The sequence below is a fragment of the Eubacterium multiforme genome (assembly GCF_030813415.1).
GTDB lineage: Bacteria > Bacillota > Clostridia > Clostridiales > Clostridiaceae > Clostridium > Clostridium multiforme.
In genome coordinates, this window is the sequence record NZ_JAUSUF010000001.1 from 100,965 (window position 1) to 126,975 (window position 26,011).

The window sequence follows — 26,011 nt, forward strand, 5'->3', positions numbered from 1 at the left end:
TATGTATTTATATTCTAAATCTTATACTATAAAAAAGACTAAATAATCTCCTTTAAAGGTTATTACTTAGTCTTTTTTCTTAATTTTATTTAATATTTATTATTTTATAAAAATTTTTCTTTATATTCTTTTAATTCTCTTATACAATCTAATTCCTTATCTTTTTTCATATAATCTACAAAAAAATCATCTAATTCTATAGATTTAAGTACACCTTCTAGTGCTTTATACTTTTCACCAATTAATGCATAAAAGCAGGCTCTATTATAATATAAAAATCCAACCTCTGGATTTTCTTCTATTCCCTTTGAAATTATATCTATAGCTTTAGTATAATTTTTATCTTCTCTATAAATAACTCCTAAATTTAAATAACTAAAAGGATATTTAGGGTTACTATTTATAGACTTTATATAATATTCTTTAGCTATTTCAATATTTCCTAATCTTTTTTGTATAACTCCCATATTAAATAATATTCTAAATTGATTAGGTTCTATTTCTAATGCTTTTTTATTATATTCTTCTCCCTCTTTAAGTCTACCTAGTTCCTCCATTATACAAGCAAGATTTGCATTTGCCCAAAGATCCATAGGATTAATTTCAAGTACCTTTTTATAAAGACTTATTGCCTTTTCTTTTTCTCCTTCTTCATCATAAATATTTGCTAGAAAAAAATATGCTTTATCATAATTTTTATTAAGTTCTATAGCCTTTTTATAATATTCCTTTGCTTCTTCAAAAAAACCATCTTCATCATAAAGTGTTCCAATTCCATAAATGGCTCTCTCATCTTCCTTATCTATATCTAAAACTTCCCTATACTTTTCCTCTGCTAAATCAATTTGTTCTAACTCATGATATAAAAGTGCCATATCTAAAAGAAGTTCAACATCCTTTTTTCCTTCTTCTAGATTATAAGCCTTTTTATAAAATTGAAGTGCCTTAAGTTTATTTCCTTCTTCTTTAAAACTTCTAGCCAAATTTATATGATTATTAAATAAATAACTGTTCATTTAAATTTTCTCTCCTTAGTTTATTTATGAAATAATTATATCAAATAAATTATTATTTTAATTATTTTTAACATAATCTTATATAAAATTTGCCACAAAAAAAGTCATAGAACAAAAGTTCTATGACTTGTAATTAACAAATACTATCTATTGTTAAATCTTTGTTTTCTAGCTTTTCTACATTCAGGACATCTAACTGGTTCGTTATCGAATCCTTTTTCTTTGTAGAATTCTTGTTCTCCTACTGTGAAAACAAATTCTTTTCCGCAATCTTTACATACAATAGTCTTATCTTCCATTTTTCATTCCTCCAAAACATATAAAGTGTTCTAAATAATTAATCTTTTCTATACCTTTGGAGAAAACTCTAAAACCAGAAAATCTTTAACTACTTGAAACTTTATTTAATTTACAATTTTAGTATATCATACTATTTTTATCATTTCAATATAATTTTCAAAATATTCTCAATTTTAACATTCAATTATAAAAGGTTGTAGCCAAGCCCTTGCCCCATCCTCTCTGTAGGTTTCTACTCTTACATAACCTTCATTACCTTGGATTTCGTAAGTTCCAACATTTCCCTTTTCTTCCTTTAGAGTAACCCCATTTTTACCAATAAATTTAAAGTATATATAAGGCACTCTTTCATCTCCATTTTTTAATGATATTGTATTATTATTTAATTTTATATCCTTTAATATCATTCCAAAACTTGCATAAAAGCTTCCTCTTTTAATTGAATTTATTATTGATTCTGTTGTTTTCTCCTGACATAGAACCATATTATAGGCTCCCCCAACTCTCGAAAAAATATGCATATCATCATTTGCAAAGCCAAAAACATATTTTCCAGAACTTAAAAGTTCATCCCATAAATCTGTTGCAACTGCTCTTCCTTTGCAGTCCATCCTAACATTATTATTAAATATTTCAATTCCTGTATAATTATCTAACTTTAATAATTCTTCTAATGTCCAGTAATCATCTCTTTCCACATGGGGATGGCATATTATATTTATTCCTCCCATTGAAGTAACTTTATTAAATAATTGTTGATGATTATTATCATTATCTAAGTCATCATCATATTCTTTTATATTAATTCCTAAAGTTTGATGATTCTTTCTTTTATATTCAACTCCTGGAATAACTATAATATCTTCCCTATCTTTAAACTTTGAAACATCTGTTAAGGAAAAATGATCTGTAATTGATAAAAAATCATATTCCATTTTGTATGAAGTGTACATCTCTATTACTTTATCTACTCTATAATATCCACAAGGACTATTTTTACTGTGAGTGTGAAGATTTCCCTTTAAAAATTCTCCCTTGTAGTTATATGGATTTCTAATTTTCATGCTGCGTCTATTACTCCTATTTATTTTTATTTTAATATTATTTCTTCTGCTAAAGTTATTATTTTTTTAATATTATCATCTGTTAATTTATAATATTGATACATTCCCTCTTTAGTTGATTTTACTATTTTTGCATTTTTTAAAATCTTTAAATGTTTAGAAATATTAGCTTGAGAGTAATCAATATTTCTATTAATATGACAAACGCATATAGGTCCATCATAAAGCTGTTTGATTATTTTTATTCTAACTGGATGAGCTAAAGCTTTAAATATTTCACTTGTCTTTTCATCCATTTTAATTTTTCTCCTTAAAAAGTAAATCTAATACTTTATCTCCAACCTTTCTGTTAAGTCCTTTATATGGATAACAGTGTATGTGAATAGCTGGATTAAAGTTTATTTCAATAATTCCATAATTATTGTCATTTGCCTCTTCTTTTATATCTTTAATCATCATATCAACACCAGTTATTTTAGCTTTTACACTTTTAGCAGATTCTATGGCTATTTCCTTATAGCTTATGTGAATATCATCAGTATAATCTATACTATCGCCACCTGTACTTATATTAGAATTTTCTCTTAAGTATACTATTTCTCCACTCTTTGGAATATAATCAAAGTTTTTATTTTGTTCCTTTAAAAACATTTCTTCAGCCTCTCCTAATGAAATCTTTTCAAGGGGAGTCTTATACCCTTTTCCTCTTAGAGGATTTTTATTTTTTTCATTAACTAAATCTCTTATTGTACTTATTCCATCACCTAATACATTAGCTGGAACCCTATGAAGTATACCTACAACTTCATTATCTATAATTAAAAATCTATATTCTTTTCCTTCAATAAATTCTTCAATTAATATTTCATTATCACTTTCAAAGGCTATTTCACAAGCTCTTTTATATTCTTTTTCTGAAAAATCTCCCTTAAATATTGTTATTCCTATTCCAAAATTTGTAGACTTTGGTTTTATAACAATTTTATTATTTTTATACTTATAAAAATCTACTAAAGCATCAGAAATATTATCATAATATCCACCTTTAGGAACTCTTATATTATTTTTTTCTAATACTTTTTTTGTAACAAGTTTATTTTCCATTATTAAAGCTGTTATATAACTATCCTTTGAAGTTTTTGTAGCTTGTTTTACATATTCTATATGATGATCCTTTTCTAAAGATATAAAATTATCTTTTCTATCTAAAACATTAAATTCTATTCCTCTTTTTATACTATCTATAATTAAAATTTGAGTAGATAGTTCTAAATCTTCATATCCTTTTAATTTAAATACATTCTTTTCACTATATTTTAAGTATTCCTTGCTTAAATTCATAAAGTAATCAATATAATTTGTTTCCTTCATTCCATTAATAAGTTTACTTGCTATAGTTTCTTTATAATTATTAAATCTTTCTCTTGAAATATTAATGGCTCTTTGTAATTCTTCATTTCCTTTAAATAATTTATCGCAAATATCTTGTATTTGGTCTAATAATTTAAGTCCTTCTTTTCTTAATCCTACTTTTTTGCCATTAAGTTTAATTAATTTATATTCATGATTTTCAATAGCACTATTTTCATTTTCAACATACTCTTCATGTAATTGAATTGTATATTTTTCATCCTTAGTAAATACTGTAAATAATATAAATAAGAAAATTAAATTTAATGTATCCTTACTTATACCAATTGGACTTAAAGGATCTAAATCAAGTAATCTAATTTCTATATACTTAACTCCATCATTTATAAGATTTTGGAGCATATCTCCCTGCTCTTTAGTTTTAAATCTAATTGGACTATAATATTCCCTTGCACCTTGAATACATTTATCATCTATTAGTCTTCTAATATCTTCTACATATTCCTCTACATTGTTATATGAAACATAAAAATCCTTTGCATTTTTATATCCGCACTCACTATTTCTTAAAGAATTTACTCCTTTAAAATAATAATCATCTTTTCCTATTTTTCTAGATTGTTTGTTACAAGTTCCTTTATAACTTCTATGAAAAACTGGACTTGCTCCTGTTAAATATATTAAAAACCATTTATATTTTATTAAATTTCTTCCTACTTTAAAATAAATACCATTTTTAAAATCTTTATAATCTTCTTTGCAGTTTGTAAGTTTATAAAGTTCTTTTATTAAATCCTCATTAAATGAAAAATTAAAGTGAACTCCACTTACTAATTGTCTTTTTGCACCATATTTTTTTACAAGTCCTTCTCTATATTTAATTTCATCTTCATTATGAAGTATTGCAACTGGTATTTCTTCATCCTTTGGTATTATTGGAGGATTACTTTGTGGCCACAAATATTCTCCCTTTAATGTTGTTGAAACTATATTATGTAGATTTTCCATAAAATCATAAACTTCATTTATTGAATTACATATTGGAGTAACCATCTCAACTTGGCTTTCAGAAAAGTCCCTCTTTATATAAGGGTTATCTTCTTTAAAAGTTTTAGGATGTTTTGTCATTGCAAGCTTTCCATCACCAGATACCCTTAAATTTTCCTTTTCAAGACCAAATCCACTTTTTAAAAGATTTCTACTTAAATTATTATCTTTTACTAAATTTAATAAATCACTATACATATTCTCCTCTACCTTTCTTAAATATCTAATTTTAACCTTTTAAGTTCTATTAAAAACCAAGTAACAAGTATTGTTCCTTTAAATAAACTACTAACACTTATACTCATCCAAACACCATTTAATCCAAAAAGATTTCCACTTGATAAAAATATTGCCATTGGAATTCTAAGCCCACTAAAAATTATACTTACAATAGGTGGAGCATAGGTTTTTCCAAGTCCATTAAAAGCTCCAACAGTTAAAAGTTCCATACACATAAAAACTTGTGAAAGTCCAAGTATTTTCATATATATACTTCCCATATTTAAAGCTTCATTTTCGGATAAAAATATTCCAAATATCTGTCTTGAAAAAATAAAGAAAGTAAGTGTTACTAAAAGTCCAAATATAACTGTTAATTTTAAAGCTTTATAATATCCACGTTTTATTCTCTCTTCTTTTTTTGCTCCATAATTTTGACCAACAAAGGCAGCTATAGCACCTTGAAGACCTCCAATTGTAATGTAAGAAATTGATTCTATTTGAACTCCTACCTTTTGAACTGCTATTGCAGTTGCACCCCAATTTGCAACAATTTTTGCTATAGTTATAGCTATAAGAGTAAATATAACCCTTTGTGCTGTTATTGGTAATCCCATTTGCATAACTTCTTTTGCTTTTTTTATATTTAATTTAATTCCTTTTCTTAAAAATGATAATCTGCCCTTTGAAATTCTCAAAAACATTGTAAATACTATAATTCTTGCAATTAAAGTTGCAAGTGCTGCTCCAAATACACCTAAAGGTTTAATTGGTCCTAATCCAAAAATTAATACTGGATCTAATATTATATTAAATATAAAACCTACAGTATTTGCTCTAAAGGGCATTTTACTTTCTCCATAACTATTAAATATAGTAGTTAATAAAGAATTAAAATACATAAATATAATTCCAACAGCAGATATAACTAAATAATTTTCTGCCATCTTTTCAACAGTAATATCAGAAAGTTCATAAAACCCTATTAATTTATCTTTAAAAATAAATATAAATATTGTATATAAAATAGCTAATGTAATAGATAGAATAAATCCATTTGCTATGTAATCTTGACCTTCTTTTTCTTCTCCTCTTCCAATTGCATGAGATATTTTAACCCCAGTTCCTATTACTATTAATGTAAATAAAGCCATTGCAAGATTTATAAAAAAACTTGCTGTACCAATAGCTGCAACTGCACCACTTCCAACTCTTCCAATCCAAATCATATCTATCATTCCATAAGCCATTTGTATAAAGTTTGTAGCTATTATAGGTAATGATAGTTTTAAAAGAGATTTAGTAATATCTCCTTTTGTTAAATCAATTTTTTCCATTCTTTCACCTCCACTATATAACTATATAGGAATATAGTTATATAGTAAAGTTTTTTCTTTTAATATTACATATTATATGATAACATTTTTCCTTTAAGTTATAGATTAAAATTGTATTAAATTGTACAAAACACCTTTAAAATAAAAAGTTAGATGATTAAAAATTTATTTATATTTTATAATCAACTAACTTTTTAAATACCCTTAGCAATTTTGCTCTAAAAATTCATATAAATCATCAATAATTTTTCCATCACTTGAATAATGATCAGTAACAGCCTTTTCCATCTCTTCTATAGTTGCTTCATTATTAGATAATTTTTTATATTCTTGTTTTAACTTTGCTTCTAAAGTTTTGGTCCTTGCTCTTAAAATCATTCTCATTCACCCCTTAAAAACTATTTATACTTACATAATAACTCTTTATTATTTTCTTTAAAGGGCTTTATTATAAACTTTCTATTAATAACAAAAAAGCCCTACAAAATGTAAAGCTTTTTTTGTTTATTTTTCTTTATCTTGTTTTACTTTAAGAGTTATTCTAAATTCACTACCTACTCCAACTTCACTTACTAAAGTTATTTTACCATTATGAAGTTCAACTAAACTTTTAACTAAAGTAAGTCCTATTCCACTACTGCAATGTTTGCTTGAAACCTGTGTTTCTACTTGAGAAAATCTATTAAATATTATATTTTGGTGTTCTTTTGGTATTCCAATTCCAGTATCTTTTATTATTATATCTACTGTATCACCATGGTCTTCAATTCCAACAAATATAGTTCCCTTTTCTTCTGTAAATTTTACAGCATTTGAAATAAGATTTATAACACATCTTTCTATATTTGTTTTGTCACATTCAATAACTTTTTCTTCAACTTCAGGGTCTATTATAAGTTCAAGTCCATTACTTTCTATATAGCTTTTCATTGATAGTGCAACTTCTTCAACTAAATAAACAATATCAGTTTCTTCCATATTAAGTTTGTAAGTTCCTGAACTAATTTTTGAACTATCAATTAAATCATTAATAACTTTTAAAAGGGTTTTAGAATTTTTCTTAATTATTTTCATATATTTATCTAAATCCTTTTTAGCTATTCCAGATTCACTATTATTTAATGTGGAAATTAATTGTTCACTTGAAAGTATTACATTAAGAGGCGTTCTAAGTTCATGGGATAAATTAACTAAATAAGTATTTCTAAATTTTTCATACTTTAAAAGCTTATTATATATTTTTTCATTTTCTAAAAGCTCCTTATTTAACTCCTCAGTTCTCTCCTTAACTAGCCCATTTAATATTTTAAAATAGTTTAATACAAAGTATACTATTGCTATTAATATTGAAAAATAAATAATATAAGCTAAATTAGAATTATACCAAGGTTTATTAATTTTTATATTTACTTTTTTAGTTTCTCCTATATTCCCATTTTTATCTCTAGCTCTAACTTTAAATACATAATTTCCTGGAGCAATATTTGTATATCTTACATAATTTCTTTTATCTAAGAAATTCCAATCTTTATCAAAACCTTCAAGCATATATTCATAATTTATAGTTTTAAGTCTTCTATAATCTGGAAGGAAAAACTCAAAAGAAAAGGTATTTTCATTGTTTTTAAGAGTTACACTATCTCCATTTAATTTTATATTTTTATTATTATAGACTTTAAAATTTCCTATTGTAACTTGTGAGCTTGTTATATTATTTTTTATATTTTCTGGATTAAATGCTGTAACTCCATTAATTCCACCAAAAAACATTTCTCCATCTTTACATTTATATTCTGCTGTTCCATTAAACTCATTATTTTGTATTCCATCTACAAAGGTAAAATTATTAAAGATATTATTTTTTTTATCGTATTTAGATAATCCACCATTTGTACTTACCCATATATTATCCTCTTTATCCGTTAAAACTCCATAAGCATAATTATTTGCAAGTCCATCCTCTTCCGTAAATACTTTAAATTCTTCTGTTTCTGGATTTAATCTATTAAGTCCAAAGGATGTTGTAACCCATATGTTTCCATCTTTATCCTCAACTATACCTTTTACAGCATTATCACTTATAGATTTCTCATTACCTTTAATTGACTTATAGTTTATTACCTTTTGCTTCTTTACATCAAATTTTATAAGTCCACCATTCCAACCTGTACCTAACCAGTAATTTCCCTTTGAGTCTTCATATATTCTTCTTATGAATGTTTCCCCAATATTATTTTCTTTTAATAAATGATTTAAATTTTTAAATTTTTCCTTTTTAATATCAAATACATCTAACCCATCTCTAGTTCCAATCCATAAAAAACCTTTATCATCAACAAATACTTCTTTTACATCATTATTAGTTAATGAATTTTTATTATTTGTATGTTTATATCTTTTTACATTTCCAGTTTTTTTATCTATTCTACAAAGTCCATTTTTAGTTCCAACCCAAATATTCCCGTAGTTATCTCCAGTTACCTGGAAAATTGTATTGCTACTTATACTGTTTTTATTCTTATCATCGTATTCATAATGGGTTATTTTATTAGTCTTTCTATCCAAGTAATTTAATCCATCATTAGTGGTTCCAATCCACATATCTCCATCTTTATCTTCATATATTCCACCTATACTGTTACCACTTAAAGTATCCTTTTGTCCTGGTAACTTTTTATAATGAATAAATCTTTCATTTGGATTTGCTATACTTATTCCATTATATGTTCCAATCCACATAAGGCCATCTTTATCTCTATAAACACTTTGTATACTATTATTTATTAAACTTTCATTATCATATGGATTATTTACATACCTCTCCACTTTATCCTCATTTAAAGAATATTTTATTAATCCACCTTTACTACCAAGCCATATATTGTTTTGAAAATCTTCATACATATCATTTATTGCAAATTTTTCAAAACCATATAGTTTATTAATCTTCTCTAATTTATTAAACTTTTTTGTATTTAAATTTAATTTAACTATACCCTTGTTTTGAGTGCTTATCCAAAGATTATTTCTTGAGTCTTTATAAAGTTTTATTATATAACCACTTGGTAAATTTTCTTTAGGAACTCTTGTAATTTTATCTGTATTAGTATCTAAAATATTAAGTCCATCTTTAGTTGCAATATACATTTCTCCATTATTGCCTTCTACAATACTAGTTATAAAATTATTGCTTAAAGATTCATTATTACTTTTATCATTAAAATACTTTTTAAATTCTTTAGTTTCAAAATTATATTTATTTAATCCACATTCAGTTCCAACCCAAAGATTATTTTTTGAATCAATATATAAATCCCAAATATGTTTATTTGATGTTTTTTTTGCATCATTAACATCAGATCCAATTCTTTCAACATTTAACGTCTTTTTGTCTAACTTACAAAGTCCAGAGCTTGTACCAATCCATAAAAAACCATTTTTATCTTCAACTATAGAACCTATAATTCCAGGATATAATGTATTTTCATCCTTATCATTTGCTTTAATAACATCATAATCATAACCATTAAATCTATTTAAACCATCATTTGTTCCAAACCACATATATCCATCTTCATCTCTATGTATAGCATAAACAGAGCCTTGAGATAATCCATCATTTGTTGACATATTAATAAATTTTAAATATTTATCATTTTCTTGTGCTGATGTTTTTATACATAAAAAATTGCTTAATAAAAATATACTCAATAATATTAAACTTAATAATCTTTTCTTATTTATAACTTCCAGCCCCTTACTTTTCGACATTTTAATCCAAATATATATTTATTTTTACATAATCCATATTTATTGTCAATTGGTTAACTTTATGAACTAAAAGTTAACAAATAAATTGTACTAAAAAATAGCAATTCCTATACAAAAAAATAATAGGCAACAACTTAGTTAGATTGCTACCTATTCTTTTTGTATTACTTTTCTTTTCTATAATATAAAAATGGTATTTCCATTTCAAAAGGACTTAAACCTCCATGAACTCCTTTAAGAAATACTTCAAATACATTCTTTTCATACCACCAAATATTATCATTTCCTTTTGGAATAATAATAAGATTTCCACATCGATCCTTTAATCTTTTACTATCTTCCTTAAAAAATCCTATATTTATTAATTCATCATAAGTAAAAATATAAACTGAATCTTTTAATTTTTCTTTAATTATATTTTTTGCCTTATCTAAATACTTATCTTCAACCATTAAAAATAAGTCTCTACAATAACCTCCTGGTGACATAAAATCACCATTTTTATTTTTCTTAAGATAATTTTTTATTTCTGGTAAAATTTCATTTAAATAATTTTTATTATTTAAATCTGTTTCTATTTGACCATGATCTGCTGATATTATTATTGAAATATCATTAACCTTTTTAATATTTTCATAAAAGTTATCAAAAGAATTTAGTAACTTAATTAATTCATCATTAAATTCTTTTGATTTCCACCCAAACTCATGAGCCACAGAATCTATTTCAGGTAAATATACATAATAATATTCTTTATTATTATTTTTATATAAATCTTTAGCTAAATTACTAAATAGGTCATCATATTTTTCATATCCTTTTAATCGGGCTCCTTCACACATAGTTTTTGTATATTCACCATTATTTATATATGAAGGCTGATAAACAGTACTTTTTATTTTAAATTTATTAAATTCTTTAAATATACTATCTGGAAGAAAACTTTTTGGATTTATATTTCTATCCTTTAAACTTTGATTTTTATTATTTCTAGCTTCTTTAAAAAGGAATGCTGTTATTATATCGTCTGCCTCTTTTTCATAATAAAACCATTCATAAAGACCATGCTCATAAACAGGAATTCCTGATAGGGCAGTTGTTACATGGGCAGTTGTTGTAGAAGGAAATTGAGATGTTAACTTTGAAACAACACCTTCCTTCTCTATATCTAATAAAAACTTTGAGTATTGTTTATACTTTTCATAAAAACTCCATCCAAAAGCATCTATTAAAAAAAATACTACTTTATTTGAAGAAATATTTTTCTTTCCAAGAACATCTATTGGTAATGAATTTATTGTATCTATATTAAATAAACTCTTTATTGTACCTAATATATTTGAAAAGCAATAACTATCATAAAGAGGAACTCTAAGTTCTCCATAACTACTACTTTCAACTTCTTTAATAGAATTTTTATTTATCAAAAAAAACACCCTTTCTATTACTGACTTTTGTTTTCAATAATATCATATGAAAATTTTTTAATCAATTTAATGACGGAAATTTTATGGAAATAATTTCTTGATACAAAATTTAAGATTTACAATATTTAGGTTTAATTATACATTTTTTATACAAATAAAAATGGAAAGTTTATACTTTATCTATATTTTATATATTTTTTATTAAAAAATATGGAGTAGAATTAGATTAATTTAAGTGATAAAAACATTTGTATTTCATGAAAAAACATGTTTAGATTGTAAAAATGTATAAATATACACATTTGGGAGGAGGTAGCATTTTTGATTAATCATAACTTTTAACTTATCTTAAAATCAAAGATGCGAAGACATGAGCAAAACTAAAGAAAAAAATTTAGAAAAAACTAAAGAGGAAACAGAATATTCCATTTCTTTTTGGAGTTTCGTTTCAATGATATTTTTAACTGTATATGGTCTTGGTAATAGCCTTCAAGTTTATTATCAAATGGGCTATGCTTCAATTACTTATTTCTTAATAGCTGCAGTATTCTTTTTTATTCCCTATTCATTTATAGTTGCAGAGATGAGTTCTGCTTTTAAAGATAAATCTGGCGGAATATTTTCTTGGATGCGTGAAAGTGTAAATGAAAAATTTGCACTTATAGGTACATTTATTTGGTATGGCGGTTTTGTTATACTATGGTTTGGTGCTTCAACAATATGTATCTCTCTATCAGTTGCAGTTTATGGTGTTGATACCACTTCAGATTGGCACTTCTTAGGATTTAACTCTCCTGAAACATTAGCCTTAGTTGGTGCTCTTTATATGATAATTGTTGCTTTTATTGCTACAAAAGGATTAAAAAAATTAACTTTTCTTTCTAATATATCAATGATAACAGTAATTCTATCACATATACTTATTTTAGGTGGCGGTTTAGTAATATTTGTTCTTCAAGGATGTCACTTTGCACAAGGCTTTGATTTTTCAAATGTTAGCTCTTATTTCTACGGGCCAAACCCTAGTTATTCTAGTTTCTTACCAGCTCTTGCATTTTTAGTCTTTTCTATATTCACCTTTGCAGGAATGGAAAATAGTGGCGGTTTAGTTGATAAAGTTGAAAATGCAAAAACAAATGTTCCTAAAGCAATTATTCTATCAACTATTGTAATTACAATTCTTTATATATTAGGAGTTTTAATACTTGGTATGGTTTGTAATTGGAATGATACTTTTGGATCTGATAAAGTAAACTTAGCTAACTTTTCAGTATATATATACCAACAAGAATTTTATAGATTAGGTGTAATACTAGGATTGAATAATGCTGATTCTATTTTACTTGGACAATGGGTAAATAGACTTATGAAAATTTTATCTCTTATTGCATTAACTTCTGTTCCACTTAGAATTTATACTCCAATAAAGCATATGTTTGAAGGTCTTCCAAAAGGAATTTTACCTAATAAACTTTTAAAAGATAATAAACATGGTATGCCTCAAAATGCAATAATTCTTCAAACTTGTATAATTGTATTTTTTATATTACTTTTAGGTTTTGGTGGTGGAAGTGTATCTGCTATATTTAATAAAATGACTCTTATGACTTTCGTATCAGGAACTGTTCCTCTTTCTTTTATAATCTACTCATATATAAAGTTTAAGAAAAATGATAGTATAGTAAAAGAATATCAATTCTTCTCTAAGAAAAAGGGACTAATAGTTGGAGTTATATGTTTTGTAGTTGTTACATTTACTAATATATTTTCAATTATAGAACCAGCTTTAGAGGGTAATGTTCAAAAGAGCCTTTGGGTAGGTGGTGGACCTCTACTATTTGGAGTAATTGCTTATTTACTTTATAAGAATTTTGAAAAAAATAAAGCTAAAGTTACAGATAGTGAAGAAGAAACACTCTCTGTTCTAAATGATAATATATAAAATATTTAACAAATACTATTTTACGTAAATATTTATTTTAAAATCTAACATTAATAAAAAGTCAAAATAATAAACTAATAAAAGTATTACAATAAAAAAATTGTTTTACTTCTTAAAAGTTTATTATTTTGACTTTTTTATACTAAATTTTCAGTATTTCTTTCATATAAATCAGCTATAAAATTAAATATTTCTTTATCCTTCACTGCACCGTAGTTATCCTTACCATCTATACTATTTGTATATGTAAGTATTAAGAAATCTCCAGAAGATTCAATAACTCTAAAGGAAGTTTCTTCTGAAAGTATATCTACTTGACAAAGAACCTTTACTCTATCATTTGAATTAGTTTCTGAATTATATAATTCAGTATAAAAATCCTTAAACATTGTTATATTATATTTTTCTTTATCACATTCAGTTACCCTTCCAGTTTTCCCACAGGATAAGCAGCTATGAAACTTACAATCTCTTAAACATTTTAAGCATTCACATTTAGAACAACATTTAAGTTTATCTAATATATCTTTATAATTATTTTTATAATCCATAAATTCATTAATAGCCTTGTTTATCTCATTAGAATCAGCATCATTTACAGTAAAAAATAATACTTTTTTCTTTTTATTTAATATGCTTTCACCCTTATCAAGAATTTCCATATATTTATCAAGAACTTTTATATTTTTTACAAAGTATCTTGTTTTAATATCTGTTCCTTCTTCAAACTCCATTATATCATTTATAGAAAATGTTAAATTAGTATAATCTTCAACCCAATAATCTTTTTCTTTTTGTATAAGATCTTTAGCTTTATATATGTTCATTAATTTTCACCTCTTATTAATTTTAATACTTTTTTAGCTAAATAAATATTAATTTAATAAAATAATACAAATTGTTAATGATTTGTTTTTAAAATTGTATATTTTTTATAGTAAATTAAATATAGGACTATATTTAGGAAGGAGCTTTAATATTAATGAAAAATAAGAAAAAATCTATTATTAAATTTCTTATTATACTTACTATATTTTTAACGAACCTTTTATCTTCAGTTATACCAGTTTATGCAGTTGGATTTAAAAGTTCATCAAGCTATAATAGTTCAAGTTATAGTCAAAGTAAAAGTCCAAGTAGTTCCTCAAGTAGCAAATGGAATTCAAGATTTAATACTTCTGATAAATATAGTAATCCCAAAAATTCTAATAACTCAAAGGATAAAGTAAATTCAAAGTTCAAAACATCAGATAAATACAATAATAATGGTTCTACAAACAAAAATGATAATAAAACTAACAATCAGCAAAATAATAGTAATTCAAATAATAATTCTAAACAGTATACTGATGATTATAATTATGGAGGAAGAAGACACAGCATTATTCCAGGCTTTTCTTTATTTGGACATTCAATGGGAATGGGCTTTATATTTAAGGCAATAGTAATAATTTGCATTATTGCTGTTATATTAATAGCTATATATTATTTCTTCTTTAATTAATAATTTATGAATTATATATTATAAATATTATTTTAATTAAATTAGGTATTATAATTATAAGAAAAAAAGGAGGCTTATTTATTATGGGTATATTTAATAGAATATCAAATATGGTTAAGGCAAAAACAAATGCAGCTTTAGATGATATGGAAAATCCAATAGAATTATTAGATCAAAAGATAAGGGATATGGAGGAAAGCTTAAATAAAGCTAAAATATCTTCAGCTCAAATCTTTGGTAATTTAAAAGATACGCAAAAGGAAATGGATAAAACTAAAGAATTATCTAATGAATATGATGAAAAAGTAAGACTTGCCATGAGCAAAGGAAATGAAGAACTTGCTAAAAAAGCTCTTAAGTTAAAACTTGATGCAGATAACAAGTATGAAACTTTAAAGAAAGCTTATGAAGAGTTAAGCATTAAAGCAAAAACTTTAAAAGAAAACTTAATTAAACTTCAAGAAGAAATAGATAAAACAAGAAGTTATAGGGATGAAGCTTCTGCTAGACTTAATACTGCAAATGCAACTAAACAAGTTAATGAAATAATGGCAAATGTTCAAACTAAGAAAAATTCAATTAATTTAGATGATATTGAAAGAAAAATTAGTAAAGAAGAAAGCTATGCTGAAGGTTTAGGAGATTTAAAAACTCCTTCTTTAGATGATGAATTTAAAGAACTTGAAAAAACTAATTTAGATGAAGAATTAGAAAAATATAGAAATAAATAATATTTAGAATTTAAAGAGGACTTTTCAAAATGAAAAGTCCCTTTTTTTAATTTAATGTAATAAAGTTTTTTGAAAATATTATTTCTAGTTAGTTTTGGTTAAATTAATGGTTATAATAAGTTTTTATTTAGTTAATTTAGAAACAACATCTCCAATTATTTTTATTCCTTTTTCTATATCCTCTTCACTTACCCTAGAAAATCCAATTCTTATTCTCTCTGAACCATCAGACTCATTATAAAAAATATCTCCTGGCATAAATACTACCCCTCTTTTATAACATTCTTCTAGGACATCTCTTCCTTTAACCCCCTTTAACTTTATAAATATATGTAATCCTCCCTCTCCTAAAATATATTCATATGGAATATATTTTTTTACTTGAAGAAGAGTAAAGTTATACTTTTCTTTATAATGTTTTCTTATTTTTTTCATATATCTTGTAAAGGCTCCACTCTCCATATATTTATAGAAAATTGCTTGATCTAAAAATGAAGAATGTATATTTCTTGCCCTTTTTACACTTTCTAATTTAGATATTAATTTTTCATCTCCAAAAATCCATCCAATTCTTATACCTGGAAAAAGTATTTTTGAAAAGCTACCTATATAAACTACTCCATTACCATTAGCACAAAGAGAAGCTATTGGTGCTACATGAGAACTAGAATATAAAAGTTCTTCATTAAAGCCATCTTCTAATATTGGTACTTTATATTTTTCACAAAGATTATATACCTTCTGTCTTTTTTCACCTTTCATAACTATCCCAGTTGGATTATGATAAGAAGGAATCAAATAAACAAGCTTTGGCTTTTCCTCTTTTAATGCCTTTTCTAAAAGTTCAATATTTATTCCATCTTTATCCATTTCTACAGATTTTATATTAATTCCATTTGCTTTCATAATTTTTAAAGTTGTATTATGAGTTGGCTCTTCACAAATTATTGTGTCTCCTTTATTTGTAAGAGAACTTATTAAAATATCAAAACCTTCTGTAAAACCATTTGTAATTAAAATATCTTTTTTTTCTGTATTTACACCTTTTTTCTTCATATAGCCTTTTAAATATTCAATTAGTGGTTTATAACCCTTAGCATATCCATAATTTAAAAGTTTATCTCCCTCTAATGAAAATACACTTAAAAAAGCTCTCTTAAATTCTTCTAAATCAAAAAGGCTTTCATCAGGTGCAATACTTTTAAAAGAAATCATTCCCTTCTTCCAAGGTAATTCATTCTTTACTATATCTAAATTTTCACATATTCTTCCATAATCAGTTATCATATCTTCCCAATTTATATTTAAATCACCTTTATTACTTTTCTTTTCAACTGCAACAAAAGTTCCTTTACCTTTTAAACTTTTAATAATTCCTTCACTTTCTAGTACTTCGTAAGCAGTAATAACTGAATTTCTACTTATTGAAAGAAATTTACTTACTTCTCTAGTGGATGGAAGCTTACTTCCCTTTTGAAGTATTCCATTTTCTATATTTTCTTTAATATGATTTTCTATCTGAACATGTATTTTTTCTTCTTCATTTATTTTAAAGGAGGAAAAAATCAAAAAAATCACCTTCTTTTCTAATTTTGTCTTCCTTTATTATATCTTAAATAATTATTTTTAACTTGATTTTATTTTAAATATAATTTATTATTTTAAATATTTTATTATCTTTAATATATACTCTAGGTATTCTATGCTTTATCATACAAAGAATATCGTAATTTATAGTTCCTATAATTTCAGCCATATCATCTGCATTAAACTTTAAATTATTATCTTCTCCAAGTAAAATAACCTCGTCTCCTACTTTCACATCTCCAATATCTGTAACATCAATCATACATTGGTCCATGCATATTCTTCCTACAACCTTTGCAAACTTTCCATTTATAATAACTTTAGCTTTTCCACTTAAAAGTCTTGAATAGCCATCTGCATAACCTATTGGAATAGTTGCAATTATACTATCTCTTTCTGTTTTAAAAGTTCTTCCATAACTTATATACATATCCTTATCTAAATTTTTAACATGAACAATTTTAGTTTTTAATGTTAAAACTGGCTTTAAAGGAAGACTTTCCTTTTTAACTTCATCAGATGGATAATATCCATATAATATTATTCCAGCTCTTACACAATCTAAATAAGTTTCAGGTAAATCTATAATAGCTCCACTATTTGATGCATGCTTTAGTGGTATATCTACTCCCTTTTCTAAAAGCATATTATTAAATTTTTTTATTTTAGAAAATTGTTCATAAGTATACTCTTTATCTTCTTCATCTGCTGTAGAAAAATGGGTAAATATTCCTACAATTTCTATACCTTTTAATGAAGCAATTTCTAAAACTTCCTTTAAACTATCTTCATTAGGTAAAAATCCAATTCTACCCATACCAGTGTCTAATGCAATATGAATCTTTGCTTTTTTACCTATATTTAAAGCTGTATCTGATAATTTTTTTGCATATTCTAAATCATATACAGTCTGTTCTATATCATTATTTATTAATATTTCTCCAAATTCTAAAGGAGTATATCCTAATATCATAATTGGCGCTTTAATATCATTTTTTCTAAGTTCTACTGCCTCTGTTATAACTGCAACTGCAAGTCTTGAAGCTCCATTTTCTATTAATACTTTTGATACTTCTACTGCTCCATGTCCATAGGCGTCTGCCTTTACTACTCCTATTACTTCTTTTTCTTTAACTATTTTTTTAATATTTCTCATATTATATGCTAGTGCATCTAAATCTATTTCAGCCCATACTGGCCTTATAAGTTCTTTCATTAATATCACCTCAAACCTTAATCCTAATATTTATTATAAGTTTTTTTAATTATAAATAAAGGACCACTAAGAAGTAAATTTTAATCTATAGTGGTTTATCATAATTAAATATTTATTTTTATCATTACTTTTTTAATAATAAATTATATTTTATATTAGTATTAATTTTAAATAATCCTTTAGAACTACTTAATTTGTTGTTAGTTTTACATTTTATTTACTACTTATATATTAAATAACTATACTGTCTATAAATTTGTTAACCGATTATCATATTTATTTATTATTTATTTAACAATTGAAATTTAAACCAATTACATATGAACTTTTTTTAAAATTCTTAAACAATATAACATAAACTTCATTGAAAGTTATTATATATATTTTTTTTGAACAATAAAATCATAAACCCTGTAAAGCCTTTATAATACTTAGGTTCATCTCATTCAAATATTGTTAAAAATTTAGTAATCATTAGAATTCTTAAGATATTACTAGTATTTTATGAAATATTTATATTACATTTCATAAAACATCATTATACGAATAATTTTAAGAATTAAATAACAAATTAATAATAGCTATAATCTAGGAGAACCGTTAAATAAATGAGGTGTAAAATATGGAAATGAATAAAAGTATAGTTAAAGCATTCGGTAAACATTTATCTGATGAAACTTTCAATTTAAAATTATGGGATGGCGAAATAGTTAAATTTGGAGAAGGAGATTCTAAATTTACTATAATAATAAATAAATTCCCAAGTAAAAAAGAATTGCTTTCTGATGCAAGTATGGCTTTAGGCGAAGCTTACATGGATGGATACATAGATTTTGAAGGAGATCCACAAGAAATATTTGAAAGTATGATGAGAAATAAAGATAGTTTCTTAAATCATAGTACATTATTAAAACTTGCTGGAAAAATTAAAGCTCCTTCACTTTTAAAATCAAAAAAAGATATAGCTCATCATTATGACATAGGAAATGACTTTTATAGCCTTTGGTTAGATAAAACTATGAGTTATTCTTGCGGATATTTTGAGCATGAAGATGATACCCTTTATGATGCTCAAATGAATAAAATAAAACATATTTTAAAGAAATTAAATTTAAAGGAAGGTCAATCTCTTCTTGATATTGGATGTGGATGGGGTTACCTAATTATTGAAGCTGCTAAACTTTATAAAGTTAAAGCTATGGGAATAACTTTAAGTGAAGAGCAGTTTGCAAAAGCAAATGAAAGAATTAAAGAAGAAGGTTTAGAAGATTTAGTTACTGTAAAATTAATGGATTATAGAGACTTAAAAAAATCTGGCTTAACCTTTGATAGAGTTGTAAGTGTTGGTATGGTTGAACATGTAGGTCATACAAATATTCCTTTATTTTATGATAATGTAGATGCTGTTTTAAAGGAAGGTGGATTATTCCTACTTCACAATATTACAAATTTAGTTGAAACTGAGGGTAATAAGTGGATTACTACTTATATATTCCCAGGTGGATACTTACCTACTTTAAGAGAAGAAATTTCTATTTCTGCTGATCATAACTTCCACGTTATTGATGTAGAAAGTTTAAGACTTCACTATATGAGAACATTACAAGAATGGGTTAAAAACTTTGAAGAACATATTGCTGAAGAAAGAGAAATGTTTGACGAAAGATTTTTAAGAATGTGGCATATATACTTATGCTCTTGTGCTGCTGCTTTCCATTATTGGACTATAGATATACATCAAACATTATATTCAAAGGGCATAAACAATGATCTTCCATTAACTAGAAAATATTTATACGAAGATTAATTTAAAGGATGATAACTAATTTTTAGTTATCATCCTTTTTTCTTAAACTTAAAAGTTTAAAGTTACATTTTAAAGGAATTTTTTGAAATATAATTTTTAACTAAATAATTTTTTATTATTTAGTTAAAACTAATTCTATATTATTTTTATATAGGAGGATTTTTAAATGGATAATAATAAAAACAGATTAAAGGATCACCCAAAATCAAATGCAGAACTTAGAAAAATGTATTCTGAACAAGGATCAGAAATTGGAATAGAAAATGGTATAAAACTTGGAAGCCACAGTAATGGCAAAAAATATACTAAACGTTCTAAATTATCACATAATAAATAAAATATTTTTATTATTAATCTCTATTTATGTAATATTAATTTATCATAAATACATACTATTAATTTATGGTAAAATAATATAAATTTTTACCATAAGTTAAATTTTAAGTGATAAAATATAATAGAGGTGATAATTATGAAAAATATAAAAGATTACATAAAAATAGAAAAGCAAGAGGGTAAAGATGGTGAAAAATCTTCAACTACCTTTCATAAAATTACTTTAGAAAAAGAAAAGGAATTAGGTGAAACTAAATCTCAAGAAATAAAAAATTACTTTGCTGGAATGAAATCAAAATATGAAGGAAAAGAAAAAGGCAAATATAGAATACTAATACCTAAAGATGCCTATGATTTAAAAATTTTAATTGATGATTTAAATACAATATTAAATAGTTAATAAATAAAATAAGTGCTATAAGTAATTTTTAATCTTACTTATAGCACTCATTTTATGTTACTTTTATAAAACTATATTTTTATTGCAAGCTTGCTTTATTTAATACGCTTACAAGATTCATCATAACGCCATCATTTATATTTGATTTATCCATATCTGGAACTGTACATATGTTTTTTATGCCAGTTAGTTTTTCTATTACTTCTTTATTGCTCCTATGCATAATATCATTTTCATTATATCCATTTATAATAATTCCTCTAATGTCTACACCTATATCTCTTAAATGCTCAACTGTTAAAGCAGTATGATTTAATGTTCCAATCCCTGCCCTTGTAACTAATATAGTTGATAAACCTAAGTTTTTTATAACATCATCTGAAAAAAGTATTTCATCCCCCTCTATCTTTATAGGACAAAAAACTCCTCCACTTCCTTCTACAATTAAAAACTCATACTTATCCATCATATTTCTGTAATCGTTAATTATTTTTTCAATATTTATGTCTACATCTTCTACATGTGCTGCTAAATGTGGAGAATATGGGTTTTTTAATACATATGAAACCATATTTTCATAATCTTCCTTTAAGCCTGATATCTCACAAACCTCTTTTGCATCCTTTGGTACTAACTTCCCATTTTCATAGAATCCACCACTTAATACACTTTTAAAATAGCCAGCATCAACTCCATAATCTCTTAATCCTTTAACTAATAATGAAGAGATAAATGTTTTTCCTACTTCAGTGTCTGTTCCTGTTATGAATACACCACTTCTCACTACCTTCACCTTCCGTACTACTATTTTTAGTTAAGCCCACAATATTTTATTTTTATGCCTCTCTTAAAATATTAAAACTAAAACTTCTATACTACTAATTTTCTTTATAATTTTAATATTTTACAAAATTAATTCCCTATTTTACCTTTTAAAATATTTTATCATCATTTTAATAAAATTTCCATAATATTATTATTATTTTACACATAGTTACAAATTTATAATATATTTCTCATAAATTCTAATAAAAAGTTTATTCTTTAACCTTTAAATCTAAACTTTTAATCATATTCCTATCATCTGATATATTGTTACCACAGGTAGTAAGTAAATTGCCTGTTATAGTAGCGTTTGCTCCTGACATAAAAGCTTTTTTACCGCAATCTTCCAAAAGATTTCTTCCTGCTGCAAGCCATATATTACTTTTAGGATTAATAAATCTAAAGATTGCTATTGTTTTTAATATTTCCTCTTCTTTTAAGGCTTTATTATTCTCAAAAGGTGTACCTTTAATTGGCATAAGTACATTAATTGGAATTGATAGTATATTTAAATCTCTAAGTTCAATTGCCATATCTATTCTATCTTCTAAATTTTCTCCAAGACCAATTATCCCTCCTGAACATACTTCAAGTCCTATATCTTTGGCATATTTTATTGTATCTATTCTATCTTGAAAACTATGGGTTGTGCATATATTTTCATAATAATTTCTTGATGTTTCTATGTTATGATGGTATCTTGTTACTCCAGCTTTTTTAAGCTTTAATAAAGATTCTTTATTTAATATTCCATGGGATGCACAAAGTTTAATATTACATTCTTTTCTTAGTTTTTTATAATAGTCTACTATTTTTTCAAAACTTTCACCTTTTAATCCTTTACCTGAGGTAACTATAGAAAATCTATCAACAGAAAATCTTTCATTTTCCATTGCTGCATTTTTTATCTTTTCATAAGAAAGTAATTCATATTCCTTTACTCCTGTTTTAAAGTGTATGGATTGAGCACAATATTTACAATCTTCACTACACTTTCCACTTTTTCCATTAATAATAGAACAAAAATCTACTTTATTCCCACAAAAAAATTTCCTTATTTCATCTGCACATTTATATAATTCTTCAGAAGATGCTGAATATAATTTTATTCCTTCTTCTTTTTTTACTTTATACCCACTTAAAACTTTTAATTTTAAATCACTACAAAAACTCATATATTTTACTCCTTAATAGATATTACTTTAATTAAATCCATTACCTCTTCATCTAAAATTTTACCCTTTTTCATTTTAGAAATAGTTGCTATATTTTTTATTCCTGTTAATTTTTCTATAATATCTTTATTATCTCTATGCATTAAATCATTTTTATTAAACCCATTTATAATTATCCCTTTAACCTCTATTCCAACACTTTTTAGATACCTTACTGTTAGTGTCGTATGATTTATTGTTCCAAGACCAGCTCTAGTAACTAATATAGTTGATAATCCTAAAGCTTTTATAATATCTTCTAATAAAATAGTTTCACCTTCATTTATTTTTATTGGACAAACTATTCCCCCACTACCCTCTACAACTAAGAATTCGTATTTTTCTTTCATATTTTTATAATCTTTAATAATTTTATTTATATTTATATCAATATTTTCAACATTGGCTGCTAAATGTGGTGAATAAGTATTTTTTAATGAGTAAGATACCATATTTTCATACTTTTCATCTAACCCTGAAATTTCACAAACTTCCTTGGCATCACCTGGAATTACTCTATCCTTCTCTTTAATCCCTCCACTTAATACTCCCTTAAAATATCCAGCATTAATTTTTGAATTTCTAAGTCCTCTAACTAATAATGAAGATACAAAGGTTTTCCCTACTTCTGTATCTGTTCCTGTTATAAATATACCTTCTCCCATTTTTCCACCTTCAATCTTTAATTTTAAATTACCTTTTAAACTTCTAAATTAATTTTTATTTTCCCACCACAAATTAAGGCTTTCTTTACATACTCTTACCATTTCTATCATCTCTTCTTTCCTTATTACATAAGGTGGATTAAAATATATAACATTCCCAAGAGGTCTTAATAATACACCCTTACTTAAAGCTATTTTAAATATTTCATATCCAACTCTTAATTTGCTATGGAATCCTTCTTTTGTTTCCTTATCCTTAACAAGTTCTATTGCATTTATCATTCCAATATTTCTTATTTCTCCAACTAAAGGATGATCTTTTAATTCTTTAACTAATAATTCATTTAAAAATTTCCCTTTTTCATTAACAGTTTCTAAAGTATTTTCTTCTTCAAAAATTTTCAATACTTCAAGAGCAACAGAACATCCTAAAGCATTTCCTGAATAAGTATGTGAATGAAGAAAAGCTTTATTTTCATTGTAATCTCCATAAAACTCATCATATATTTTTTTAGATGTCATAACTATAGCCATTGGTAAATATCCAGCTGTAAGCCCCTTTGATATACACATAATATCTGGACTAATATTTGCATTCTCACAGGCAAACATTTTGCCAGTTCGTCCATAGCCTACAGCAATTTCATCTGCAATTAAATTTATATTATAAATATCACAAACTTCCCTTAATTTTTTCAAATATACAGGAGAATAAATTTTCATTCCAGCAGCCCCTTGAACAATAGGTTCAATTATAACTGCTGAAATTTGTTCATTTTTATCCTTTAATGTATTTTCCATATCTATAAAACATTCTGCATTACAATTGTTTCTTTCTTTATTAAATTTACATCTAAAACAATCTGGACCATTAACTCTAATTGTATCTAACATTATAGGTTTATAAACCTTGCTGTATATATCTAAATCCCCCATTGATAACGCACCTAAAGTTTCTCCATGATAGGCATCTGTTATTGCTACAAATCTTTTCTTTTTAACATTTCCCCTTTGCTGATGATAATGAAAGCTCATTTTAAGTGCAACTTCAACTGCCGATGAACCACTATCTGCAAAAAATACTTTTTCTAACCTATAAGGAGTAATCTTTACTAATCTCTCTGAAAGTTCAATAGCTGGTATATTGGAAAAATTAGCAAATATAACATGTTCAATTTTATTAATTTGGTTACTTATAGCCTTATTAATTCTCTTATTAGAATGACCAAAAAGATTACACCACCATGAACTTATTGCATCTAAATACTTCTTGCCATTTATATCATATAAGTAAACTCCTTCTCCTCTTTCGATTACTATTGGTTTTAAAGTTTCATAATCTTTCATCTGAGAACATGGATGCCAAATATATTTTAAATCTTTATCAACTAAATTCATCCTTTTACTTCCTTTATAATATTTTACTTTGATGATCTTTTAATTAAGTGTTAATTTATAATTTATATAAACTAAAATTATAAAATTTAATTTACATAACCTAATTTTCTTAATTGTGGTACAACTCTTACAGAAACTATAGAAATTATAAAACTTAATAATAAATCACTTGGGAGGCAAGCAATGATTCCAACACTAACAGCAGTCCAAAGACTCATTCCTTCTCCTAAATAAAAATTATAAATTATAAGCATATGAATAATTCCAAATAAATAAATTACTGCTAATCCTGAAATACAGGCTATAAAAATTTTAAATATATTTAGCTCTTTAATTTTTTCTGTTATCTTTCCAATTATAAAAGCTCCAACTATAAATCCTATCAAATATCCAAAGGTAGGTTTAAGTATATATTGAGGTCCCCCTCCTTGTGTAAATACAGGAATTCCAATAAGACCAATTCCAACATATAAAACTTGAGCTAAAGCGCCTTTTTTACTCCCTAAAATTATTGCTCCTAAAGCACAAAAGAAATATTGAAGTGTAAAAGGTACAATTGGTATAGGAATCCTAATAAATGCTCCTATAGCTGTAAGTGCTGCAAACATTGCAATAAGTGTTAAGTCTCTAGTTTTTAACTTCATAACTTCTCCTCCAAATAATTAAAATTTTATTTTGATTGTCATTTAATTTTATAATCAAAATATATTAAAATAATACCTTTTTGTTTTTCTATTGTCAACTTAATTTTATATCAAAGTTGACAATGCAATTAATTTACTACAGCAAAAAGGTTTTCCTAAAAACTTAGAAAAACCTTTTATACAAATACTA

The 26,011-nt window shown here is 25.2% G+C and carries 23 protein-coding genes; 6 read left to right on the forward strand and 17 right to left on the reverse strand.

What is annotated here, in order from left to right:
* Positions 1-104 precede the first annotated feature (104 nt).
* From J2S18_RS00525 to J2S18_RS00565, 9 genes are all read right to left on the reverse strand, one after another.
* Complete coding sequence (locus J2S18_RS00525) at positions 105-1,016, reverse strand: tetratricopeptide repeat protein (RefSeq protein ID WP_307481825.1); 912 nt, start codon at positions 1,014-1,016, stop codon at positions 105-107.
* A 143-nt stretch (positions 1,017-1,159) separates the two neighbouring features.
* The gene (locus tag J2S18_RS00530) at positions 1,160-1,315 is read right to left on the reverse strand and encodes a zinc-ribbon domain-containing protein (RefSeq protein ID WP_209795408.1); all 156 of its coding nucleotides are present in this window, start codon (positions 1,313-1,315) and stop codon (positions 1,160-1,162) included.
* Positions 1,316-1,489: 174 nt separating this feature from the next.
* Positions 1,490-2,380: a CehA/McbA family metallohydrolase domain-containing protein gene (locus tag J2S18_RS00535; RefSeq protein WP_307481829.1), complete on the reverse strand. Its 891-nt coding sequence runs from the start codon at positions 2,378-2,380 to the stop codon at positions 1,490-1,492.
* Between the two features lie 26 nt (positions 2,381-2,406).
* The gene (locus J2S18_RS00540) at positions 2,407-2,676 is read right to left on the reverse strand and encodes an ArsR/SmtB family transcription factor (RefSeq protein ID WP_307481832.1); all 270 of its coding nucleotides are present in this window, start codon (positions 2,674-2,676) and stop codon (positions 2,407-2,409) included.
* Between the two features lies 1 nt (position 2,677).
* A complete protein-coding gene (gshAB, locus tag J2S18_RS00545; protein WP_307481835.1) occupies positions 2,678-4,996 on the reverse strand; it encodes a bifunctional glutamate--cysteine ligase GshA/glutathione synthetase GshB in 2,319 nt (772 codons plus the stop codon).
* Between the two features lie 17 nt (positions 4,997-5,013).
* Entirely contained in the window at positions 5,014-6,354 is a 1,341-nt protein-coding gene (locus J2S18_RS00550; RefSeq protein ID WP_307481838.1) for an MATE family efflux transporter, read from the reverse strand.
* Between the two features lie 204 nt (positions 6,355-6,558).
* Positions 6,559-6,732, reverse strand: coding sequence for a hypothetical protein (locus J2S18_RS00555; protein ID WP_307481841.1), 174 nt, complete (start codon positions 6,730-6,732; stop codon positions 6,559-6,561).
* Positions 6,733-6,858: 126 nt separating this feature from the next.
* Positions 6,859-10,125, reverse strand: a complete 3,267-nt coding sequence (locus J2S18_RS00560; protein ID WP_307481843.1) for a two-component regulator propeller domain-containing protein — start codon at positions 10,123-10,125, stop codon at positions 6,859-6,861.
* 164 nt (positions 10,126-10,289) lie between these two features.
* Positions 10,290-11,552: an alkaline phosphatase family protein gene (locus J2S18_RS00565; protein WP_307481846.1), complete on the reverse strand. Its 1,263-nt coding sequence runs from the start codon at positions 11,550-11,552 to the stop codon at positions 10,290-10,292.
* Between the two features lie 370 nt (positions 11,553-11,922).
* Here J2S18_RS00565 and yjeM point away from each other — a divergent pair, with 370 nt between their 5' ends.
* A complete protein-coding gene (gene yjeM, locus J2S18_RS00570) occupies positions 11,923-13,494 on the forward strand; it encodes a glutamate/gamma-aminobutyrate family transporter YjeM (protein ID WP_307481849.1) in 1,572 nt (523 codons plus the stop codon).
* Positions 13,495-13,631: 137 nt separating this feature from the next.
* Here the strand turns inward: yjeM and J2S18_RS00575 are convergent, their stop codons facing one another.
* A complete protein-coding gene (locus J2S18_RS00575) occupies positions 13,632-14,321 on the reverse strand; it encodes a hypothetical protein (protein ID WP_307481851.1) in 690 nt (229 codons plus the stop codon).
* A 155-nt stretch (positions 14,322-14,476) separates the two neighbouring features.
* On the opposite strand from J2S18_RS00575, the gene J2S18_RS00580 reads away from it, so the two are divergent.
* Together J2S18_RS00580 and J2S18_RS00585 are read left to right on the forward strand one after the other, a co-directional pair.
* Complete coding sequence (locus tag J2S18_RS00580) at positions 14,477-14,998, forward strand: hypothetical protein (protein ID WP_307481853.1); 522 nt, start codon at positions 14,477-14,479, stop codon at positions 14,996-14,998.
* Positions 14,999-15,081: 83 nt separating this feature from the next.
* Positions 15,082-15,729, forward strand: a complete 648-nt coding sequence (locus J2S18_RS00585; RefSeq protein WP_307481855.1) for a PspA/IM30 family protein — start codon at positions 15,082-15,084, stop codon at positions 15,727-15,729.
* Between the two features lie 123 nt (positions 15,730-15,852).
* On the opposite strand, the gene pdxR is transcribed toward J2S18_RS00585, so the two are convergent.
* Together pdxR and alr are read right to left on the reverse strand one after the other, a co-directional pair.
* Entirely contained in the window at positions 15,853-17,298 is a 1,446-nt protein-coding gene (gene pdxR, locus J2S18_RS00590; RefSeq protein ID WP_307481857.1) for a MocR-like pyridoxine biosynthesis transcription factor PdxR, read from the reverse strand.
* A 73-nt stretch (positions 17,299-17,371) separates the two neighbouring features.
* Complete coding sequence (gene alr / locus J2S18_RS00595; RefSeq protein ID WP_307481859.1) at positions 17,372-18,532, reverse strand: alanine racemase; 1,161 nt, start codon at positions 18,530-18,532, stop codon at positions 17,372-17,374.
* Between the two features lie 622 nt (positions 18,533-19,154).
* Between alr and J2S18_RS00600 the strand changes: the two genes are divergently transcribed.
* From J2S18_RS00600 to J2S18_RS00610, 3 genes are all read left to right on the forward strand, one after another.
* The gene (locus J2S18_RS00600; RefSeq protein ID WP_307481862.1) at positions 19,155-20,339 is read left to right on the forward strand and encodes a class I SAM-dependent methyltransferase; all 1,185 of its coding nucleotides are present in this window, start codon (positions 19,155-19,157) and stop codon (positions 20,337-20,339) included.
* Positions 20,340-20,505: 166 nt separating this feature from the next.
* Positions 20,506-20,676, forward strand: coding sequence for a hypothetical protein (locus tag J2S18_RS00605; RefSeq protein ID WP_307481864.1), 171 nt, complete (start codon positions 20,506-20,508; stop codon positions 20,674-20,676).
* A gap of 135 nt (positions 20,677-20,811) precedes the next feature.
* Positions 20,812-21,075, forward strand: coding sequence for a hypothetical protein (locus tag J2S18_RS00610; RefSeq protein WP_307481867.1), 264 nt, complete (start codon positions 20,812-20,814; stop codon positions 21,073-21,075).
* 79 nt (positions 21,076-21,154) lie between these two features.
* Here the strand turns inward: J2S18_RS00610 and bioD (J2S18_RS00615) are convergent, their stop codons facing one another.
* The 5 genes from bioD (J2S18_RS00615) to J2S18_RS00635 all read right to left on the reverse strand — a co-directional run bounded on the left by bioD (J2S18_RS00615) (position 21,155) and on the right by J2S18_RS00635 (position 25,821).
* The gene (gene bioD, locus J2S18_RS00615) at positions 21,155-21,859 is read right to left on the reverse strand and encodes a dethiobiotin synthase (RefSeq protein ID WP_307481869.1); all 705 of its coding nucleotides are present in this window, start codon (positions 21,857-21,859) and stop codon (positions 21,155-21,157) included.
* Between the two features lie 253 nt (positions 21,860-22,112).
* Positions 22,113-23,075 (reverse strand): biotin synthase BioB, encoded by a 963-nt coding sequence (bioB, locus tag J2S18_RS00620; RefSeq protein ID WP_307481871.1) that lies wholly within the window; start codon positions 23,073-23,075, stop codon positions 22,113-22,115.
* 5 nt (positions 23,076-23,080) lie between these two features.
* Complete coding sequence (gene bioD, locus J2S18_RS00625; RefSeq protein ID WP_307481873.1) at positions 23,081-23,779, reverse strand: dethiobiotin synthase; 699 nt, start codon at positions 23,777-23,779, stop codon at positions 23,081-23,083.
* Positions 23,780-23,827: 48 nt separating this feature from the next.
* A complete protein-coding gene (bioA, locus tag J2S18_RS00630) occupies positions 23,828-25,177 on the reverse strand; it encodes an adenosylmethionine--8-amino-7-oxononanoate transaminase (protein ID WP_307481876.1) in 1,350 nt (449 codons plus the stop codon).
* An 86-nt stretch (positions 25,178-25,263) separates the two neighbouring features.
* The gene (locus tag J2S18_RS00635) at positions 25,264-25,821 is read right to left on the reverse strand and encodes a biotin transporter BioY (RefSeq protein WP_307481878.1); all 558 of its coding nucleotides are present in this window, start codon (positions 25,819-25,821) and stop codon (positions 25,264-25,266) included.
* Positions 25,822-26,011: the final 190 nt, after the last annotated feature.

What these genes read in the sequence shown, in the direction of transcription:
- J2S18_RS00525 (WP_307481825.1), bottom strand. Translation starts at nt 1,016, where the DNA reads ATGAACAGTTATTTATTTAATAATCATATAAATTTGGCTAGAAGTTTT.
- J2S18_RS00530 (WP_209795408.1), bottom strand. Translation starts at nt 1,315, where the DNA reads ATGGAAGATAAGACTATTGTATGTAAAGATTGCGGAAAAGAATTTGTT.
- J2S18_RS00535 (WP_307481829.1), bottom strand. Translation starts at nt 2,380, where the DNA reads ATGAAAATTAGAAATCCATATAACTACAAGGGAGAATTTTTAAAGGGA.
- J2S18_RS00540 (WP_307481832.1), bottom strand. Translation starts at nt 2,676, where the DNA reads ATGGATGAAAAGACAAGTGAAATATTTAAAGCTTTAGCTCATCCAGTT.
- gshAB (WP_307481835.1), bottom strand. Translation starts at nt 4,996, where the DNA reads ATGTATAGTGATTTATTAAATTTAGTAAAAGATAATAATTTAAGTAGA.
- J2S18_RS00550 (WP_307481838.1), bottom strand. Translation starts at nt 6,354, where the DNA reads ATGGAAAAAATTGATTTAACAAAAGGAGATATTACTAAATCTCTTTTA.
- J2S18_RS00555 (WP_307481841.1), bottom strand. Translation starts at nt 6,732, where the DNA reads ATGATTTTAAGAGCAAGGACCAAAACTTTAGAAGCAAAGTTAAAACAA.
- J2S18_RS00560 (WP_307481843.1), bottom strand. Translation starts at nt 10,125, where the DNA reads ATGTCGAAAAGTAAGGGGCTGGAAGTTATAAATAAGAAAAGATTATTA.
- yjeM (WP_307481849.1), top strand. Translation starts at nt 11,923, where the DNA reads ATGAGCAAAACTAAAGAAAAAAATTTAGAAAAAACTAAAGAGGAAACA.
- J2S18_RS00575 (WP_307481851.1), bottom strand. Translation starts at nt 14,321, where the DNA reads ATGAACATATATAAAGCTAAAGATCTTATACAAAAAGAAAAAGATTAT.
- J2S18_RS00580 (WP_307481853.1), top strand. Translation starts at nt 14,477, where the DNA reads ATGAAAAATAAGAAAAAATCTATTATTAAATTTCTTATTATACTTACT.
- J2S18_RS00585 (WP_307481855.1), top strand. Translation starts at nt 15,082, where the DNA reads ATGGGTATATTTAATAGAATATCAAATATGGTTAAGGCAAAAACAAAT.
- alr (WP_307481859.1), bottom strand. Translation starts at nt 18,532, where the DNA reads ATGAAAGAACTTATAAGGCCAGTATGGGCTGAAATAGATTTAGATGCA.
- J2S18_RS00600 (WP_307481862.1), top strand. Translation starts at nt 19,155, where the DNA reads ATGGAAATGAATAAAAGTATAGTTAAAGCATTCGGTAAACATTTATCT.
- J2S18_RS00605 (WP_307481864.1), top strand. Translation starts at nt 20,506, where the DNA reads ATGGATAATAATAAAAACAGATTAAAGGATCACCCAAAATCAAATGCA.
- J2S18_RS00610 (WP_307481867.1), top strand. Translation starts at nt 20,812, where the DNA reads ATGAAAAATATAAAAGATTACATAAAAATAGAAAAGCAAGAGGGTAAA.
- bioB (WP_307481871.1), bottom strand. Translation starts at nt 23,075, where the DNA reads ATGAGTTTTTGTAGTGATTTAAAATTAAAAGTTTTAAGTGGGTATAAA.
- bioD (WP_307481873.1), bottom strand. Translation starts at nt 23,779, where the DNA reads ATGGGAGAAGGTATATTTATAACAGGAACAGATACAGAAGTAGGGAAA.
- bioA (WP_307481876.1), bottom strand. Translation starts at nt 25,177, where the DNA reads ATGAATTTAGTTGATAAAGATTTAAAATATATTTGGCATCCATGTTCT.
- J2S18_RS00635 (WP_307481878.1), bottom strand. Translation starts at nt 25,821, where the DNA reads ATGAAGTTAAAAACTAGAGACTTAACACTTATTGCAATGTTTGCAGCA.